We start from the raw sequence: 17,717 nt of genomic DNA on the forward strand, positions 1-17,717 counted from the left end.
AATATGTTCGACTGTGGCCGTTTCTCACAAAAAAAATAACGGAGATTCCATCCATGACGAGCATTCCTTCCGTTGAGGATCAGGCTGCGGCCCCAGCGCAAAGCCGTTTCGTGCGCCTGTTGAAGCTTCTTGGTCCCGGCATCATCGCTGTATTGTCCTGGCTCGGCGCAGGCGACCTGATCACCTCTTCCGTGGCCGGCTCGAACTACGGCTACGCCATGATGTGGGTGTTGGCGGTATCGCTTTTGCTTCGCTACCTGATCGTCAACATCATCGCGCGTTTCCAGCTCTGCAATAACCAGGGCATGACCATCCTGCAGGGCTACGCCCAGCTCAATCCCTTCTTCGCCTGGTTCCTGCTGGTGTATGCGCTGCTCATGGGACACCTGATGAATGCCTACATGATCAAGGGCGCCGGTGAGGCCTTGGCCATGTTGCTGAAGACCGATTACCCGCTGCTCTGTTCGGTGGCGGTGGTGTTGGCGGTGTGGATGCTGGTCGGTCGCAATATCTATTCGATGATCGAAGGCGTGATGAAAGCGCTGCTGGCGATCATGACCCTGGCGTTCCTGGCCTTGGCGGTGATGTCCGGCCCTGATGTAGTCGGGATCGTCAAAGGCACCATTGGCTTCAGCATCCCGCCCGATGAAGGCGTGCACGGCGCGCTGCTGGTGGCGGTCTCGGTGATCGGTGCGGTGGCCGGTTCCATCGCCAACTTCGTTCACCCCTATGTCATGCGTCAGAAGGGCTGGGTCGGGCCGCAGCACAAGCGCATCCAGCGTAACGACCTGCTGTTTGCGGTGTTCGTCGGGATCATCATCAACCTGGCCATCTGGATCGTCGGCGCGGAAATCCTGCGGCCCAATGGCATTGAGGTGAACACCCTCGGCGACCTGGGCAAAGCCCTGGAAATGTACTTCGGCCCGATCGGTTGGTACGTGTTCTTCATCGGCGTGTTCGCCACGCTGTTCGCCAGCGTTTCCGGCAAGACCACGGCATTTCCGATGCTCATCACCGATGCCTTCCAGCACGTCAAGCCAGAACGTCGGGAGCGCTACGGTAAAGAATTCCACCGAGACCCGGCGCACAAATGGTTCATGCTGTTCATCCTCGTGACGCCATTGATCTGGTCGCTGCCCGGCATGCCTGACTTCGTCACGCTGACCATCGGCGTCAACGCGCTGAACATCGTTGGCTTGCCGGTCATCTCCCTGGGCCTGTTGATCATGTCCAACCAGAAATCGCTTCTGGGCAAGGAATACCGCAACAACCTGTTCGAGAACATCGCACTGGTCTTTGCCACGGGCCTGGCGCTCTGGGTTGCGTTCCAGTTGGGCGTCGACCTGTTCACCTGAGATTGGCCTTCATCCGAAAGAGGGGCTGCTAGACTTCACCGTCCAGTCCCTCTCTAGGAGAATCCGGATGAACAACAAGAACAGGATTTGTCTCTGGTACGACGGCACGGCGCTGGACGCTGCAAGGTTCTACGCCGACACGTTCCCGGACAGCGCGGTACACGCGGTCTACCACGCCCCCGGGGATTTTCCATCGGGCAAGCAGGGCGATGTGCTGACGGTGGATTTCACGGTGATGGGCATTCCTTGCATCGGCTTGAACGGTGGCTCGGCGTTCAAGCACAGCGAAGCGTTTTCGTTTCAGGTGGCAACCGACGACCAGGCCGAAACGGACCGGTTATGGAATGCGATCATCGACAACGGTGGCCAGGCCAGTGCTTGCGGTTGGTGCAAGGACCGGTGGGGGCTGTCGTGGCAGATTTCCCCGCGCGTTCTGGTGGATGCGGTCACCAGCTCCGATAAAGCCGTTGCCAAGCGCGCCTTTGAGGCCATGATGACAATGACCAAGATTGACATCGCGGCCATTGAGGCGGCGGTGAAAGGCTAGCCTGCGCTCCCACGGTAGATTTGCAGCGGGCTCCAGATTCGGGGCACATCCGAAAGTGGTGGGAGCGGGCTTGCTCGCGAAAGCGGCGGTCCAGCTTGCATGGGTGCTGAATGTGCCGACGTCTTCGCGAGCAGGCTCGCTCCCACAGGGGAGTTGCAGTGGGCTCCGGATTCGGGGCATACCCGCAAACCCTGTGGGGCCTGCTCGCGATGACGCCAGTCCATCCAATACCGATCCGGATCAACCGACAGTTCCAGGCAACCTGGCAATCACCTTGATTTCAAACTGGAACCCATACAGCCAAGTCACACCCACGGCGGTGAGGGTCGGGTGTGGCGCGCTGCCCCAGAACTCGGGCACCACTTTCCAGACGGTCTCGAAGGTCGACTGCGGGTCGACCATGAACACGGTGACATCCACCACATCGTCAAAACTGCAATCGGCCGCGGCGAGGATCGCCTCCAGGTTGTTGAACGCTTGCCGTACCTGATCCTCCAGTCCAGGCTTCGGCGAGCCGTCTTCGGTACTGCCGACCTGTCCCGACACAAATAAAAAACCATTGGAACGGATCGCCGGGGAATAGCGATTACGTTCGTAAAGCGCCTGGCGCCCGGCCGGAAAAACCACGTCACGCTGTGTCATAGATGCCTCCATCGTTAAGGAATTCAAATCACAATGTCGACTCTAGGGGCTTGTATCCGGGCGATAAACGAGCAACCTTGGCGTTCACTGTTTGTAAATCCCAAACAATCTGAGCCGGGGCACTAATGGACCGTTTCGATGCGATGCAGGCATTCGTCCGAGTGGTAGAGGCGGGCAGCTTCACCAAGGCGGCCGAAACCCTGCACATGAGCAAGACCACCGTGACCCAGTTGGTCCAGCAATTGGAGGCACGGCTGCGGGTCAAGCTGCTCAACCGCACCACGCGCAAAGTCAACGTCACCGCCGATGGCGCCGTCTATTACGAGCGCGTCATCCGCCTGCTCGCCGATATGGACGATGCCGAGACCAGCCTGTCCGGCGCCCAAGCGTTGCCCCGAGGCCGGCTGCGGGTGGACGTGCCGAGCCCGCTGGCCGCGATGATCCTGATTCCGGCCCTGCCGGCGTTCCATGCGCGATACCCTGACATCCAGATCGACATGGGCGTCAGCGACCGCATCGTCGACATCATCGATGAGAACGTTGATTGCGTGGTGCGCGGCGGTGAGCTGACGGACCAGACGCTCATCGCCCGGCGCGTCGGCGACCTGACCTTGGGCGTCTTTGCGGCGCCGAACTACCTGGCGCGCATGGGCACGCCTGGACATCCATTGGAGCTTGAGGATTCGCCGCATCACATCGTCGGTTTTCTCTGGGCTCGCACCGGCAAAGCGGTGCCTTACGCCATGCACAATCACAGCGAGCATCTGCATATCAAGGGACGCTACGTGCTGGCTATCGACGATGGCAATGCCTACCTTGCGGCCGGTTTGGCGGGGCTGGGCGTGCTCTGGCTGCCTGAATACATGTCCAGGCACCACGAAGCTCGAGGTGAACTGGTGCGCCTGTTCCATGATTGGCGCCTCGACCCGATGCCGCTCTACATCGCCTATCCACCGAACCGCCACATCAGCGCCAAGTTGCGGGTGTTCATCGCATGGGTTGCAGAGCTGATGGCAGAACATGCGCCGGTAGTCAGCAAGGAAAGAGCCGAATGATGGGACCGCGATATTGCTAATCGCGGTGCCGATGGTGGGTTAATGCGCTAAACCAAAGACGGGCAGGGGCATCAAAAGAAAATTCCGAGCACTGGTTCGCAGAGGAACTACACCATGAACCGATTCACCGGCGGTTGCCTGTGCGGCAACGTCCGTATCGAAGCCTCGGGGCGCCCTTACCGGGTTGGCCTTTGTCACTGTCTCGATTGCCGCAAGCATCACGGAGCGCTGTTCTACGCTGCGGCCGTGTTTGCCCAGGACGCGGTGACGATCCTGGGCGAGACCCGGGACTATGCCGGGCGTTTTTTTTGCCCTCGCTGCGGCTCGTCGGTTTTCGCCCGCAGCGGCGACGAGATCGAAGTGAACCTGGGCTCCCTGGACGCTCCCGACCAATTGATGCCGACCTATGAAAGCTGGACCGTGCGCCGCGAAGCCTGGCTGCCGCCGTTCCCGCTCGCGCACCATTACATACGGGACCGTGAGGGCAAGGATCGATCCGAGGACTAGCGATCAACCAAACCCGACAATCGCCTTGATTTCCAGGTATTCCTCAAAGCCGTGGATACCGTATTCACGTCCGTTCCCCGAGCGCTTGTAGCCACCGAACGGCGCCATGGGGTTCCACGCCGGGTAATTCAAAAGCACTTGCCCGGAGCGGATGCGCAAGGCAACGCTGCGCGCCAGTTCAAGGTCCTGCCCCTGGACATGAGCACCCAGCCCATAGACCGTATCGTTGGCGATGGCGACGGCTTCATCCACCGTGTCATAGGGGATGATGCACAGCACCGGCCCGAAGATTTCTTCCTGGGCGATGCGCATGCTGCTGTCCACCTGCGAGAAAACCGTCGGGCGGGTGTAGAAACCTCTGTCGAAGCCCGGCGCGCGCCCTGGTCCGCCGCACACCAGTTTTGCGCCTTCGCTCAGGCCTGCTTCGATCATGGTTTGCACCCGATTGAACTGGGCCTCGTTGGCGATGGGGCCCAGGACCGTTGCTTGCGATTGCGGATCACCGACGATGATCGCGTTAGCGGTCTCGGCGGCCAAGGCTTCGACTTGTGCCAAGCGGTTGCGGGGCACGATCATTCGCGTCGGTGCGCTGCACGATTGGCCGACATTGCGAAACGCCGACATCACCCCTGGCGGCACAGCGGCGGCGAAGTCGGCGTCCGGCAGCAACAGGTTCGGCGACTTGCCACCCAGTTCCTGGGTGACACGCTTTACCGTGGGAGCGGCGGCCTGGGCCACGAGAGCACCGGCACGGTTCGAGCCGGTGATGGAGATCATGTCGATATCGGGATGCGCCGCCATGGCTGCGCCGACCTCGGCACCGCTGCCGTTGACCAGGTTGAACACACCTGCCGGAAGGCCCGCGTCATGCACCAGTTGAGCGAAAAGCAGCGCGCTCAGCGGCGACAGTTCGCTCGGTTTCAACACCACCGTGCAACCGGCGGCAATCGCCGGGGCGACTTTGGCGGTGATTTGATAGAGCGGCCAGTTCCATGGCGTGATGAGACCGCAGACGCCGATGGGTTCGCGTTGAATGGCCGTGCCATTTTCGACGTTCTGGAAACGATAGTTAGCAAGCACGTCACGGGCCACCCGCACGTGTTCGGCCGCCAACGGCACCTGCATGGCCCGGGCAAAACTGATCGCCGCGCCCATCTCCAGCGAGAGCGCCTGGGCCAATGCTTCCTTGCGCTCAAGGATCAGCTCGTGGATTTTTCCAAGTATCACTACCCGAGCGTCTACCGGTGTCGCGGACCAGCCGGCAAATGCGGCACGCGCGGCGGCTACCGCCCGATCGACGTCTTCGGCGGAGCCACTGGCCACCTCAGCGACAATTTCCTCGGTCGCCGGGTTGACCACCGACAGCGTGGCCGGATGGACTGGGGCTGACCAGGCGCCATCGATATAAAGCTGTCGTAGCGTTTGCGGGTCGACACTGTGGCGGTTAGAAGAAGAGGTGGTCATCCAACGGGCTCCCTGGAGCAGTTATGGCGCAGCCGCCGTGTGTTCTCAATAAGCTAACAAAGCAGCCTCGATGACATGTGCCGTTGTTGAGCCCGGCAAAGAATAATCTGCTGTCTCGACCGGGGTAACTTCGCAAACGTAGCGTTAGCGCTGCGAGCCATCGCCATCGCCATCGCGAGCCTGCTCGCGATGACGCCCACCCCTCCAACGAAGATGCCGAGGCGGCCCCACGCCCAGGCGTAGATTCTGCCGCGAACCCGCCCCGGCGAGCCTGTTTTACGCACCATAACTGCCCGCAAACCCGCAGGAACATGGGCGCAACGCCCACGCCTGGAGCATCCCGCAAAGTCTGCTGAGCGAACCCCGCAAAACGGTGGTTTGTACCAAGCGGCCTATATTTTTAACGGTTTTTCCACGGTCTCATGGTGTTGTAATGAAAACGTGATGCAGCGTTGCACTGAGGCCTCACGAACGGCGTCAATGTTTGCATCGTCATGCCTTTAACAACAATTCAGGACCGCACTCATGAGCTTTCTTCGACCCAAGTACATCACCTTCGACTGCTACGGCACGTTGACCAATTTCCAGATGGGCAACATGACGCGCGAGCTGTTCGCCGACCGTGTCCCGGCCGAGCAGATGGACCAGTTCGTCAAGGACTTCTCCGCTTATCGCCTGGATCAGGTGATGGGTGACTGGCGGCCCTATGATGAAGTCATCAAGACGTCCTTGGCGCGGGTCTGCAAGCGTTGGGGCGTGGAATACCGCGGCGAAGGCCAGCTGTATTATGACGCCGTTCCAACGTGGGGCCCCCACGCCGACGTGCCGGCCGGCCTGTCGAAAATCGCCGACAAGATCCCCCTGGTGATTTTCTCCAACGCGATGGACGAGCAGATCATGTCCAACGTCGACAAGCTCGGTGCGCCTTTCCATAAAGTCTTCACCGCCCAACAGGCCCAGGCCTACAAGCCGCGCCTGGCGGCCTTCGAATACATGCTCGATAACCTCGGCTGCGGGCCGGAAGACGTGCTGCACGTCTCGTCGAGTTTCCGCTACGACCTAATGTCGGCCCATGACATGAAGATCAAGCACAAAGCCTTCGTCGCCCGTGGGCATGAACAACCGGCCAACGCCATTTTTGGCTACCACCAGATCCCGGACATCGGCGGGTTGGCCGGCCTGGTCGGGCTCTGAGTCTCGGCGCACTTTTCAAGGCAAGGGGTTAGACATGGGCAGTGAGTCCTATTGGCTCGATACCGCACCGGCATTTACCGGTGCTCAGCTCGGCGGGTTGCCCGGGCAGGTTGATGTCGCCATCGTCGGTGGCGGGTTCACCGGCCTGGCAGCGGCCCGGGCCCTGGCCTTGAAGGGCGCCAGCGTGGCGGTGCTCGAAGCGGGCCGGGTGATTGGCGAAGCCTCGGGGCGCAATGGTGGGCATTGCAGCACCGGCGTCGCTCAGGATTACGCGGCATTAAGCGCCAGCCTCGGCGCCGAAAAAGCGCGCGCCTATTACCAGGCTTATGAAAGCGCCGTGCACAGCGTTGTTGCGCTGGTGGAGCAGGAGCACATCGCCTGCGACCTGACGCGCAACGGCAAGCTCAAGTTGGCCGCCAAACCGATGCACTACGAAGGACTGGCGCGCACCTGCGAACTGATCCGCAAGGAGGTCGACGCCGACGTCGAGTTGTTGTCCGCCCAAGAAACGCGGGAGGAAGTCAACTCGGCCCAGTTCCACGGCGGTTTGCTCCAGCGCAATGGCGTACAGATGCACATCGGGCGATTCGGGGTCGGCCTGGCGGAAGCCGCGGCGCGTCACGGCGCATCGATCTTCCAGGGTGTGGCGGTGAAGGACTGGAAGGCCAGCGGCGGCGGCTACCAAGTCAACACCAGCAAGGGAACGCTACATGCCACGCAGATTTTGCTGGCGACCGGCACCTGCCAGCAGGGTGGCTTGGGCTGGTATCGGCGCAGGATCGTGCCGGTGGGCAGCTTCGTGGTGGCGACCGAAGTGCTGCCTCAGGCGTTGATCGACAGCTTGCTGCCGGCCCGCCGCTCCTATGTCACCAGTCGCATGATCGGCAATTACTTTCGGCTGACCCCGGACAACCGTCTGCTGTTTGGCGGTCGAGCGCGGTTTGCCATGTCTGACAGCGTCTCCGATGCCAAGAGCGGCAAGGTTCTGCAAGCCGCCATGGTGCAAATGTTCCCGCAGCTGGCGAACACCCGGATCGACTACTGCTGGGGCGGGTTGGTGGACATGACCTCCGATCGGCTGCCTCGGGCCGGCCAGCATGACGGGGTTTTTCACTCCATGGGCTACAGCGGCCATGGCGTGCAGATGTCGGTGCACATGGGCCAGGTCATGGCCGAAGTCATGGCCGGCAGAGTCGAGGCCAACCCGTGGCGCGAACTCGATTGGCCGGCCATTCCCGGGCACTTCGGCAAGCCTTGGTTCCTGCCGCTGGTAGGCGCGTATTACCGCCTGCAGGACTACCTACACTGATTCATATGGCGTTGTTTTGTGTTTCAACCACGTTGCGTAAACCGTGCGCAACCGAGCCCTAATCACTTGCGGAAGGTAGAACTGACATGACTGACAATAAGAACAGCATCGACGGCCAGTTGATTACCGGCACAGAAAGCCTGCGTGTTTTCGAAGGGCTCAATCGCGGCATGTCGCGCCGCCATGCATTGCAGATGCTGGGGGTGGCGGGTGTGGCGGTGGCGGGCGCCGGCAGCCTGTTTGGCGCTGCCGGCAAACTGTTTGCCGATGAGGAAGTCAGTCCCGGCAAAGGCAAGCCCGGCGGGCGTATCCGCGTCGCCGGTATCTCCAGTTCCACCGCCGACACCCTGGACCCGGCCAAAGGCTCATCGTCTACGGACTACGTGCGTCACTACATGTTCTACAACGGCCTGACCCGTTTCGACAGCCACATGGTGCCGCAACTGGAACTGGCCGCACGCATCGACACCACCGACGCCACGCTCTGGGTGATTACCCTGCGCAAGGAAGTGGTCTTCCACAACGGCAAAGGCTTGACCGCCGCCGACGTGGTGTTTTCCCTGTTGCGACACAAGGACCCGATCACTGGATCCAAGGTCTTGCCTCTGGCGGAGCAGTTTGCCGAGGTCAAGGCCAACGGCACCCACGAGGTGCAGATACGCCTCAGTGGTCCGAACGCCGAGCTGCCTTCTATCCTCGCCATCTCTCACCTGCTGATCGTGCCCGAAGGCACCAGCGACTTCAGCCAGGGCATCGGCACCGGGCCGTTCAAGGTCAAGGAGTTCAAGCCAGGGGTTCGCTCGGTTGGTGCGCGCAACGCCAATTACTGGAAACCGGGGTTGCCTTACCTCGACGAGATCGAATTCATCGGCATCGCCGACGAACCGTCACGGGTCAACGCGTTGCTGTCGGGTGACGTGCAGATCATCAACGAAGTCAACCCGCGCTCGACCACACGCATCAAAGACAGCACCAACCACCGGGTTGTCGATTCACCGTCGGGTAACTACACCGACCTGATCATTCGCCAGGACCAGATGCCCGGCCAAAGCCCGGAATTCACCGAGGCCATGAAATTGCTGCTGGACCGCGAACAGGTCAAGTCGGCGATCTTCCGTGGCTTCGCCAGGGTCGGCAACGACCATCCCATCGCCCCCGGCGCGCGGTTCTACAACGCCGACCTGCCGCAACGGGCCTACGATCCGGAAAAGGCGCGCTTCCTGCTGAAAAAAGCCGGTATGGACAGCATCAGCATGCCACTGATGTGCTCGCCGGCGGCCACCGGCTCGGTCGACGTTGCCGTGCTGTTGCAGCAATCGGCCAAGGAGGCTGGGCTCAAGCTCAACGTCAACCGCTTGCCGAGCGATGGCTACTGGTCCAATCACTGGGCCAAGCACCCGCTGAGCTTCGGCAACATCAACCCTCGGCCGAACGCCGACATGATCTTCTCGCAATTTTTCCAGTCGACTGCGCCCTGGAATGAATCGGGCTGGAAAAATCCGCAGTTCGACCAACTGCTGATCCAGGCCCGGGGTGAAACCGATGAGGTCAAGCGCGGCAAGATGTATGGCGACATGCAGGCTTTGGTGCATGAGCACAGTGGTATCGGCGTTCCCGTATTCATCAGCAATATCGATGGCGTCGACCAGCGCGTCAAAGGCTACGGCACCAATCCGCTGGGTGGTTTCATGGGCTACATGTTTGCCGAGCAAATCTGGCTGGACGCTTGATAAGCAATGTTTGGCTGCGTGACACGGCACAAGGGGTAGGGTGATGAATAGCAATACACTGTGGCTGATCGGCCGGCGCCTGGGTGCCGCGATCGTGACGCTGTTGATCGTATCGATGGTGGTGTTCGCCATCACGGCGGTGTTGCCGGGAGACGCGGCGCAACAGTCACTCGGACAGTTCGCCACGCCAGAACAAGTGGCCGCCCTGCGGGTGAAAATGGGGCTCGATCAGCCGGGTGTATTGCGTTACCTGCACTGGTTGACGAGCCTGCTCAGCGGCGACATGGGACTGTCGGTCTCCAACGCCGTGCCGGTCACTGAGCTGATGGCCGGACGGGTGCCCAACACCCTGATGCTGGCGGCCGCGACGGCGCTGGTGTCGGTGCCGGTGGCGCTGGTACTGGGCATCGGTTCGGCCATGGGCCGAGGCGGGCGCATCGATGGCTTCCTGAGCTTTTGGACACTGGCGATGGTGGCGGTGCCAGAGTTTCTGGTCGCCACCCTGGCGGTGCTGATTTTCGCGGTGAACCTGGGCTGGCTGTCGGCGCTGTCGTATTCCAGCGAAATCACCTCACCGCTGCAGTTCATGCGCACCTACGCGTTGCCGGTGATGACGTTGTGTTGCGTCATCGTCGCACAAATGGCGCGCATGACCCGGGCGGCGGTCATCGATCAGCTCGACAGTCCCTACGTGGAAATGGCCCGCCTCAAGGGCGTCAGTTCGGTGCGGGTGGTCCTGCGCCATGCCTTGCCCAACGCCATCGGACCGATTGCCAATGCCATCGCCTTGAGCCTGTCCTACCTGTTGGGTGGCGTGGTGATCGTCGAGACGATTTTCAACTATCCCGGTATCGCCAGCTTGATGGTCGATGCCGTGACGAACCGCGACATGGCGCTGGTCCAGGCCTGCACCATGCTGTTTTGCACGGCGTACCTGATGTTGGTACTGATCGCCGATCTGTGCGCGATCCTTTCCAATCCGAGGCTGAGAAACCAATGAACAATCTCATGGTGAAATCGCCGCCTGCGGCGCCCGAACTGGCGGTGGGCAAGGTCGCTCACAAAGCGCCCTGGCTCGGCCTGATTGGCGCCGCGATGTGTGTGATCTGGCTGCTGATCGCCATCTTTGGTCCCTGGCTGGCGCCGCACCCGGTAGGCGAAGTGGTTTCCGACAATGTCTTTGACAGCCTCAGCGCCACGTACCCGTTGGGCACCGATTACCTGGGCCGCGACATGCTCAGCCGCATCCTGGTCGGTGCGCGTTTTACGGTTGGCCTGGCGTTGGTGGCAGCGGTCCTGGCCAGTGGGCTGGGCACCAGTTGCGCGTTGCTGTCGGTGGTCTCGCCCAAATGGCTGGACGAACTGATCAGCCGCCTGATGGACGCGTTCATTTCCATCCCGAGCAAAATGCTCGCGCTGATCATGGTCTCGGCCTTCGGCTCATCGGTGACCTTGCTGATCTGCACCGCGGTACTCAGTTTCATGCCGGGCGCGTTCCGTATCGCCCGCAGCATGGCGGTGAACATCGAGGCCCTGGAATATGTGCAAGTGGCCCGTACCCGTGGCGAGCGTCGGTTGTACATCGCCTGTGTCGAGATCCTGCCGAACATTCTCAATCCGGTGCTGACGGACCTTGGCTTGCGCTTCGGCTTCATCGTCCTGCTGCTCAGCGGCATGAGCTTTCTCGGCCTGGGCGTGCAACCGCCGGATGCCGACCTGGGCTCGCTGGTGCGGGAAAACATCGGCGGCCTCAACCAGGGCGCGCCGGCCATCGTGATACCGGCGTTGGCCATCGGCACCCTGACCATCGGCGTCAATCTGTTTATCGATCGCCTGTCGTCACGGCGCAATCGACGTACGGGAGGCCATTGATATGAGCGAATTGATCCGAGTCGAAAACCTGCGTGTGGTCGCCGGTGGCGAGCGCGGCGAAGTTGAGATCGTCAAGGGCGTGAGTTTCTCCCTGGAAAAGGGCGAAGTGCTGGCGCTGATCGGCGAGTCTGGCTCCGGCAAGACCACCATCGCCTTGGCGCTGTTGGGGTATGCCCGGCGCGGTTGTCGCCTGGCCGGCGGCGTGGTGCGCATTGGCGAGCATGACATGCTGGCGCTGGGTGAAAGCCAGCTGCAAGGCCTGCGTGGCAACCGTGTGTCGTACATTGCGCAGAGCGCGGCAGCGGCGTTCAACCCGGCGAAGAAACTCATCGACCAGGTGGTGGAAGGCGCGTTGATTCATGGCCTGGGCACTCGGGCCGTCCTCGAAGCCAAGGCCATCGAGCTGTTCCGCGACCTGTCGTTGCCTGACCCTGATCGCATCGGCCAGCGTTATCCGCACCAAGTCTCCGGCGGGCAACTGCAGCGGGTAATGGCGGCCATGGCCCTGATCAGCGATCCGCTGTTGGTGGTGCTCGATGAACCGACCACGGCGCTGGACGTGACCACCCAGATCGACGTGCTGCGCGCCTTCAAGCGTGTGGTTCGCGAGCGCGGGGCCACGGCGGTCTATGTGTCCCACGACCTGGCCGTCGTTGCGCAAATGGCCGACCAGATCGTGGTACTCAATGGCGGGCAGATTTTCGAACAGAGCGCCACCGAACCACTGCTCAAAAACCCGGCCCATGCCTACACCCGCAGCCTGCTGGCGGCAGCGCGGCCGGACACGACGATTCGTCCGCCCTGCGGTGTGGCCGAAGACACGCCGTTGCTGACCATCAGCGGTTTGACCGCCGGCTACGGCAACAAGAACCAGCACGGCATGCCGGCGATCCGTGTGCTCGAGGATATCGACCTGACGGTGCGCCGGGGCCAGGCCATCGGTGTGATCGGTGAGTCCGGCTCGGGTAAGTCGACCCTGGCACGGGTGGTGGCGGGGCTTTTGACCCCCGCACTCGGTGGGCTGACGTTCGATGGCCAGCCACTGGGCGGCAGCCTGTCCGAACGCACGGGTGAGCAGTTCCGGCGCATCCAGATGGTCTTCCAGAACGCCGACACAGCGCTTAATCCGATGCACAGCATCAGCACCATTCTCAGCCGGCCACTGAAGATGTATTTCGGGCTCAAGGGCGCAGCGCTGCGCGAGCGGATCGGCGAACTGCTCGACTTGGTGCGCCTGCCACGGGACATGGCCGAGCGCCGCCCCAGCGAACTCTCCGGCGGTCAGAAACAGCGGGTCAACCTGGCCAGGGCGCTGGCGGCCAAACCGGACTTGATCCTCTGCGATGAGGTGACCTCGGCCCTCGACACGGTGGTGGGCGCGGCGATTCTCGAACTGCTGCGCGACCTGCGCCAGCAATTGGGGGTTTCCTATCTGTTCATCAGTCACGACATCTCGACGGTGCGAGCGCTGTGTGACGACATCGTGGTGATGTACAGCGGCCACAAGATCCAAGAGGGCACGCGAAAGTCGTTCGCCCAGGCGCCGTTTCATCCGTACACCGAGCTGCTGATTCATTCGGTGCCGGAGTTGCGTCAGGGCTGGCTGGAAAGTTGCGGCGCCACGACCTGCGGCACGCTGCCGGCGTTGGGCCCGCGCGCCGATGTGCCAGGCCTGTGCACCTTTCTCAATCGCTGCCCGGTGCGGGTCGACGGCGTGTGTAACCACACCGCGCCGCCCCGGCAATTCATCGACGGCGGCAGTGAGATCCTCTGTCATCACGACGGCGGCGAGTTGCTCAAGAGCCAGCAGAATTCAAACAGCATGATCGTGGGAGCCTATGCATGAACGGTCGTTTCGTGAGGTTGGCCGAACAGGGCCGGCCCATCGTCAAGTTGAAGGTGGACGGCATGCCCATCGAGGCGTTGCAGGGCGACACCTTGATGGTCGCGTTGCTGACCCATGGCCCGGCGTTGCGCCAGTCGGAATTCGATCCGGGCAGCCGGGCCGGTTTTTGCCTGATGGGTGCCTGCCAGGATTGCTGGGTCTGGACCCGCAGCGGCGAACGCCTGCGCGCCTGCTCCAACGAAGTGCGTGAGGGACTGGACATCATCACCCAACAACCGGAGGCGATATGGCCACTGCGCGGATAGTCATTGTTGGCGCTGGGCCGGCGGGCGTTCGTAGCGCCGAGACCTTGGTGGCCGCCGGTTTCAAGCCGATCGTCATTGACGAGAATCGTCGCGATGGCGGACAGATCTACCGACGCCAACCCGAAGGGTTCACCCGCAGCTACGTGACGCTCTACGGCACCGAAGCGCGCAAGGCCCAGGACCTGCACGAAACCTTCGACCGCCTGCGCCCCCAGATCGATTACCGTCCGGACACCCTGGTGTGGAACTTGACGCCGGGCCAGCTGTGCTGCGTCAGCCAGGGCCAGCATTCGGTGGTGGATTACGACGCGCTGATCCTGTGCACCGGCGCAACCGATCGCTTGATGCCGATTGAAGGCTGGCAGCTGGGCGGCACCTACAGCCTCGGCGGGGCGCAAATCGCCTTGAAGGCCCAGGCCGTTTCCATCGGCCATCGCGTGGTGTTCATGGGCAGCGGGCCGTTGCTGTACCTGGTTGCCAGCCAATACCTCAAGGCGGGCGCCAATGTCGCGGCGGTGCTCGACACCTCGCCGCTGGCCAAGCGCATCCAGGCCTTGCCCCAACTCATGGCGCGCCCGGGGTTGCTGTTCACCGGCATGAAGCTGCTGGCGCAGCTGTATCGGGCCAAGGTCCCGGTGCACTTGGGGATTTCGCCGCTGCAAGTGCTTGGTGAGGCCACCACGGGTGTCAGCGGCGTGCGGGTCCGCACCGCCAGCGCAAAGACCTTGACGGTGGATTGCGACGCCGTGGCGCTGGGTTATCACTTGCGGCCGGAAACCCAATTGGCCGACCTGGCGGGTTGTCGCCTGCGCTTTGACGAGGCGTCTGGCCAGTGGTTGCTGGACACGGATGAGCAAGGTCGCACGTCGGTCAATGGCGTCTACGCGGCTGGCGACGGGTCGAAGATCCGTGGCGCCGACGCCGCCGAGCATGCCGGGCGCCTGGTTGCCATGGCGCTGTTGGGCGATCTGCAGCAACCGGTGGACGCCGTGCAAGTGGCTGAACAGCGTCAGGCGCTCAAGGTGATGGATGCGTTTCGCCTCGGCCTGGCCCAGGCGTTTCCCTGGCCGGCGGCGCAAGCCAAGGCATTGCCGGACGAGGCCATCGTCTGCCGCTGCGAAATGATCAGCGCTGGCGAACTGCGGCGCACCGTCAGTGAAAAGGGCGCCTGCGAAGTCAACCGCGCCAAGGCCTTCAGCCGGGTCGGCATGGGCCGCTGCCAGGGCCGTTATTGCTCCCAGGCCGGGGCCGAAGTGATCGCGGCGGCGGCCGGGGTCGATGTCCGGGAAGTCGGCCGCCAGCGCGGCCAGGCACCGGTCAAACCGCTTTCCATGCTCACCCGGGAGGTGGCGCCATGACGATACACAAGGCCGACGTAGTGATCGTCGGCGGCGGCCTGATGGGCTCGGCGGCGGCGTTTTTCCTGCGCCAACGTGGGCAATCGGTGATCTTGCTTGAGCGTGACCAGATCGGTCAGTACGCCAGCGGCGTCAACTTCGGCAACGTTCGGCGCCAGGGGCGCTTTCTTGGGCAACTGGAACTGGCGAACCGTTCCTGGGCGCTATGGAAGCGCTTGCCGGAGCTGATCGACGACGACCTGGAGTTCATCGCCAGCGGGCACATGCGCGCGTGTTATCGCGATGACGAGATCGCCGAGCTGCAAGCCTACGCAGACGCTCCCGAGGCGGAGCAACTGGACCTGAAGATCTTTCGTGGCGACGAGCTGCACAAGCGCTTTCCGTTTCTCGGCCCGGATGTGAAGGGCGGCTCCTACGCGCCCCATGACGGTCACGCCAATCCGCGCCTGGCGGCCCCGGCATTTGCCCGGGCGGCGCGGCGCCTCGGTGCGCAAATCGAAGAACGCACCGAAGTGGCCGAGGTACAGAAGGGCGGTGACGGTTTTAGTGTTACCACTACCGACGGCCGCCAGTTCAACGGCACGCAATTACTGATTACCGCCGGCGCCTGGGGCCAGAAACTCTCGGCGCAATTCGGCGAGCCGGTGCCGCTGGACACCCACGGTCCGCAAATGGCCGTCACCGAACCGGTGCCGTATGCCTTGCCGACGGTGATCGGGGTGTACACCAAGATCCCTGAGGAAGTGATTTATTTCCGCCAGATTCCCCGGGGCAACATCGTCATTGGCGGCGGCTATCGCAGCAAGCCGGACATGCTCAACCGCCGGGCCTATGTCGAGCCGCGCAGCATTCTCAACCAGTTGGAGCAGATGCGTCGGCTGCTGCCGGGCGTCGGCAACTTGAACATCATCCGCGTGTGGAGCGGCATCGAAGGCTACATGCCCGATTCGCTGCCGGTGATGGGCCCCAGTGGCAATGTCGATGGCTTGTACTATGCGTTCGGGTTTTGCGGTCACGGTTTCCAGCTCGGCCCAGGCGTCGGCGACGTCATGGCCGAACTGATCAGCACCGGCAGTACTCGAACCTCGATCGAGCCGTTTTCCATCCGCCGGTTCGCCCTTTCAGCCGAGCAAAGGAGCAAGGCCTCATGAAGCCCCGGGTTTTAGCCATTTTCCAGCGCCTGCTGGCGTTTGAGACGGTCTCTTCTGAATCGAACCTGGCCCTGATCGAGTACGTGCGCGAGCTGCTCTTGGGCAAGGGCATCGAGTCGTTGATCGTCAAGGATGAAAGCGGCAAGAAGGCCAACCTGTTCGCCAGCACCGGTCCGCGTGAGTTGCCCGGAATCTTGCTGTCCGGCCACACCGACGTGGTGCCCGCGGCGGGGCAGGCCTGGACCGTCCCGGCGTTCCAGGCGACCGTGCGGGACGGGCGGGTGTATGGGCGCGGCAGCTGTGACATGAAAGGCTTTATCGCGCTGGCCATCGACGCCATGCTCGACGCCGCCGACCATTCGTTGAACCGGCCGCTGCAACTGGCGCTTTCCCATGACGAAGAGATTGGCTGCGTGGGGGTGCGTCGCTTGCTCGACGTGCTGCACCTGGCGCCAGTGCGGCCATTCCTGTGTGTGATCGGCGAGCCGACCAACATGCAGTTCGTTCTCGGACACAAGGGCAAGGGTTCCTACCGCACCTATTGTCGTGGCCTGGAAGCGCATTCGTCCCTGGCGCCGCGTTCGGTCAATGCCATTCACGTGGCCTGTGATTTCATCGCGGCGCTGCGCCAGAGCCAGCAGCAACTGCAAGCCCAGGGCGCCCAGGACAGCGACTACGACGTGCCCTACAGTACCGTGCATGTGGGGCAGATTGTCGGCGGCAAGGCGCTGAACATCGTGCCCAACCTGTGCACCCTGGATTTCGAAGTGCGCAACCTGCCGGCCGATAACCTGGATCAATTCCTGGAGCAATTGCGCGAACGTGCCGAAGTGATCGTGCGCGAGGCCCGGCAACTCTCCAGCGTGGCGGACATCGAAATCGAAACCCTGAACGTCTATCCCGGCCTGGATACGCATCCGAGCGTCGAGGCCGTGCGATTCCTGAAAAACTTCGCCGCCCCCGGCACGGGTACCGCCAAGGTGTCCTTTGGCACCGAGGGCGGTTTGTTCAAGCAACGCCTGGACGTGCCGGTGGTGGTCTGCGGCCCAGGCTCCATCGAACAGGCACACAAGCCGGACGAGTTCATCGAGATCAGCCAGATGGACGCGGGGGAACGGTTTTTGGATGGGTTGTTGGGGGCGTTGAAACTCTAAGCCATACACAAGACAAATGTGGGAGCGGGCTTGCTCGCGAAGGCAATGTGTCAGTTAACAATGAGTCGACTGGCACGCCGCCTTCGCGAGCAAGCCCGCTCCCACATGGGGATCAGTGGTGAGGCTGGCACCTCGGTATAGCCTGCCGCCGCAGCGCAAAACTTCAGCATCCAACGCTGCCCAAGACCCGCTTTCAGCATCCTGCTTCGTGGCATCTCCCTAGACTGG

General features: G+C 62.3%; 16 protein-coding genes. 14 read left to right on the forward strand and 2 right to left on the reverse strand.

From position 1 onward, the window contains the following. The first annotated feature begins 53 nt into the window (after positions 1 to 53). Positions 54 to 1,355 carry an Nramp family divalent metal transporter gene (locus AD663_RS09585; RefSeq protein WP_003180192.1) on the forward strand — a complete coding sequence of 434 codons (1,302 nt, stop codon included), beginning with the start codon at positions 54 to 56 and terminating at the stop codon, positions 1,353 to 1,355. Between the two features lie 67 nt (positions 1,356 to 1,422). Next, on the forward strand, positions 1,423 to 1,902 hold the full coding sequence (locus AD663_RS09590; RefSeq protein WP_003180194.1) for a VOC family protein: 480 nt from the start codon (positions 1,423 to 1,425) through the stop codon (positions 1,900 to 1,902). Between the two features lie 240 nt (positions 1,903 to 2,142). On the opposite strand, the gene AD663_RS09595 is transcribed toward AD663_RS09590, so the two are convergent. Then, positions 2,143 to 2,544 (reverse strand): RidA family protein, encoded by a 402-nt coding sequence (locus AD663_RS09595; protein WP_003180195.1) that lies wholly within the window; start codon positions 2,542 to 2,544, stop codon positions 2,143 to 2,145. Positions 2,545 to 2,669: 125 nt separating this feature from the next. On the opposite strand from AD663_RS09595, the gene AD663_RS09600 reads away from it, so the two are divergent. Further along, entirely contained in the window at positions 2,670 to 3,599 is a 930-nt protein-coding gene (locus AD663_RS09600; protein WP_003180199.1) for a LysR family transcriptional regulator, read from the forward strand. Between the two features lie 114 nt (positions 3,600 to 3,713). Beyond that, the gene (locus AD663_RS09605) at positions 3,714 to 4,106 is read left to right on the forward strand and encodes a GFA family protein (RefSeq protein WP_003180201.1); all 393 of its coding nucleotides are present in this window, start codon (positions 3,714 to 3,716) and stop codon (positions 4,104 to 4,106) included. A gap of 3 nt (positions 4,107 to 4,109) precedes the next feature. Here AD663_RS09605 and AD663_RS09610 read toward each other — a convergent pair whose 3' ends face one another. Further along, positions 4,110 to 5,570 carry an aldehyde dehydrogenase family protein gene (locus AD663_RS09610; protein WP_053213617.1) on the reverse strand — a complete coding sequence of 487 codons (1,461 nt, stop codon included), beginning with the start codon at positions 5,568 to 5,570 and terminating at the stop codon, positions 4,110 to 4,112. A gap of 525 nt (positions 5,571 to 6,095) precedes the next feature. On the opposite strand from AD663_RS09610, the gene AD663_RS09615 reads away from it, so the two are divergent. The 10 genes from AD663_RS09615 (at position 6,096) to argE (ending at position 17,489) form a co-directional block, all read left to right on the forward strand. After that, positions 6,096 to 6,764 carry a haloacid dehalogenase type II gene (locus AD663_RS09615; RefSeq protein WP_003180204.1) on the forward strand — a complete coding sequence of 223 codons (669 nt, stop codon included), beginning with the start codon at positions 6,096 to 6,098 and terminating at the stop codon, positions 6,762 to 6,764. Between the two features lie 34 nt (positions 6,765 to 6,798). After that, on the forward strand, positions 6,799 to 8,073 hold the full coding sequence (locus tag AD663_RS09620) for an FAD-binding oxidoreductase (protein ID WP_003180206.1): 1,275 nt from the start codon (positions 6,799 to 6,801) through the stop codon (positions 8,071 to 8,073). A gap of 86 nt (positions 8,074 to 8,159) precedes the next feature. After that, on the forward strand, positions 8,160 to 9,803 hold the full coding sequence (locus AD663_RS09625; protein WP_053213618.1) for an ABC transporter substrate-binding protein: 1,644 nt from the start codon (positions 8,160 to 8,162) through the stop codon (positions 9,801 to 9,803). A 43-nt stretch (positions 9,804 to 9,846) separates the two neighbouring features. After that, positions 9,847 to 10,803, forward strand: a complete 957-nt coding sequence (locus AD663_RS09630; protein WP_053213619.1) for an ABC transporter permease — start codon at positions 9,847 to 9,849, stop codon at positions 10,801 to 10,803. Continuing rightward, entirely contained in the window at positions 10,800 to 11,675 is an 876-nt protein-coding gene (locus AD663_RS09635) for an ABC transporter permease (protein WP_003180212.1), read from the forward strand. Before AD663_RS09630 ends, AD663_RS09635 begins: the two co-directional genes overlap by 4 nt. A gap of 1 nt (position 11,676) precedes the next feature. Further along, the gene (locus AD663_RS09640) at positions 11,677 to 13,521 is read left to right on the forward strand and encodes an ABC transporter ATP-binding protein (RefSeq protein WP_003180215.1); all 1,845 of its coding nucleotides are present in this window, start codon (positions 11,677 to 11,679) and stop codon (positions 13,519 to 13,521) included. Continuing rightward, the gene (locus AD663_RS09645; RefSeq protein ID WP_003180217.1) at positions 13,518 to 13,826 is read left to right on the forward strand and encodes a (2Fe-2S)-binding protein; all 309 of its coding nucleotides are present in this window, start codon (positions 13,518 to 13,520) and stop codon (positions 13,824 to 13,826) included. The genes AD663_RS09640 and AD663_RS09645 overlap by 4 nt, the downstream gene beginning before the upstream one ends. Then, a complete protein-coding gene (locus tag AD663_RS09650) occupies positions 13,808 to 15,184 on the forward strand; it encodes an NAD(P)/FAD-dependent oxidoreductase (protein WP_053213620.1) in 1,377 nt (458 codons plus the stop codon). Before AD663_RS09645 ends, AD663_RS09650 begins: the two co-directional genes overlap by 19 nt. Continuing rightward, positions 15,181 to 16,335 (forward strand): FAD-binding oxidoreductase, encoded by a 1,155-nt coding sequence (locus AD663_RS09655; protein WP_053213621.1) that lies wholly within the window; start codon positions 15,181 to 15,183, stop codon positions 16,333 to 16,335. The genes AD663_RS09650 and AD663_RS09655 overlap by 4 nt, the downstream gene beginning before the upstream one ends. Beyond that, positions 16,332 to 17,489, forward strand: coding sequence for an acetylornithine deacetylase (gene argE / locus AD663_RS09660; protein WP_053213622.1), 1,158 nt, complete (start codon positions 16,332 to 16,334; stop codon positions 17,487 to 17,489). Before AD663_RS09655 ends, argE begins: the two co-directional genes overlap by 4 nt. Positions 17,490 to 17,717 lie beyond the last annotated feature (228 nt).

The sequence above is a fragment of the Pseudomonas sp. Q12-87 genome, assembly GCF_001269755.1.
Lineage (GTDB): Bacteria > Pseudomonadota > Gammaproteobacteria > Pseudomonadales > Pseudomonadaceae > Aquipseudomonas > Aquipseudomonas fluorescens_S.

What these genes read in the sequence shown, in the direction of transcription:
- AD663_RS09585 (WP_003180192.1), top strand. Translation starts at nt 54, where the DNA reads ATGACGAGCATTCCTTCCGTTGAGGATCAGGCTGCGGCCCCAGCGCAA.
- AD663_RS09590 (WP_003180194.1), top strand. Translation starts at nt 1,423, where the DNA reads ATGAACAACAAGAACAGGATTTGTCTCTGGTACGACGGCACGGCGCTG.
- AD663_RS09595 (WP_003180195.1), bottom strand. Translation starts at nt 2,544, where the DNA reads ATGACACAGCGTGACGTGGTTTTTCCGGCCGGGCGCCAGGCGCTTTAC.
- AD663_RS09600 (WP_003180199.1), top strand. Translation starts at nt 2,670, where the DNA reads ATGGACCGTTTCGATGCGATGCAGGCATTCGTCCGAGTGGTAGAGGCG.
- AD663_RS09605 (WP_003180201.1), top strand. Translation starts at nt 3,714, where the DNA reads ATGAACCGATTCACCGGCGGTTGCCTGTGCGGCAACGTCCGTATCGAA.
- AD663_RS09610 (WP_053213617.1), bottom strand. Translation starts at nt 5,570, where the DNA reads ATGACCACCTCTTCTTCTAACCGCCACAGTGTCGACCCGCAAACGCTA.
- AD663_RS09615 (WP_003180204.1), top strand. Translation starts at nt 6,096, where the DNA reads ATGAGCTTTCTTCGACCCAAGTACATCACCTTCGACTGCTACGGCACG.
- AD663_RS09620 (WP_003180206.1), top strand. Translation starts at nt 6,799, where the DNA reads ATGGGCAGTGAGTCCTATTGGCTCGATACCGCACCGGCATTTACCGGT.
- AD663_RS09625 (WP_053213618.1), top strand. Translation starts at nt 8,160, where the DNA reads ATGACTGACAATAAGAACAGCATCGACGGCCAGTTGATTACCGGCACA.
- AD663_RS09630 (WP_053213619.1), top strand. Translation starts at nt 9,847, where the DNA reads ATGAATAGCAATACACTGTGGCTGATCGGCCGGCGCCTGGGTGCCGCG.
- AD663_RS09635 (WP_003180212.1), top strand. Translation starts at nt 10,800, where the DNA reads ATGAACAATCTCATGGTGAAATCGCCGCCTGCGGCGCCCGAACTGGCG.
- AD663_RS09640 (WP_003180215.1), top strand. Translation starts at nt 11,677, where the DNA reads ATGAGCGAATTGATCCGAGTCGAAAACCTGCGTGTGGTCGCCGGTGGC.
- AD663_RS09645 (WP_003180217.1), top strand. Translation starts at nt 13,518, where the DNA reads ATGAACGGTCGTTTCGTGAGGTTGGCCGAACAGGGCCGGCCCATCGTC.
- AD663_RS09650 (WP_053213620.1), top strand. Translation starts at nt 13,808, where the DNA reads ATGGCCACTGCGCGGATAGTCATTGTTGGCGCTGGGCCGGCGGGCGTT.
- AD663_RS09655 (WP_053213621.1), top strand. Translation starts at nt 15,181, where the DNA reads ATGACGATACACAAGGCCGACGTAGTGATCGTCGGCGGCGGCCTGATG.
- argE (WP_053213622.1), top strand. Translation starts at nt 16,332, where the DNA reads ATGAAGCCCCGGGTTTTAGCCATTTTCCAGCGCCTGCTGGCGTTTGAG.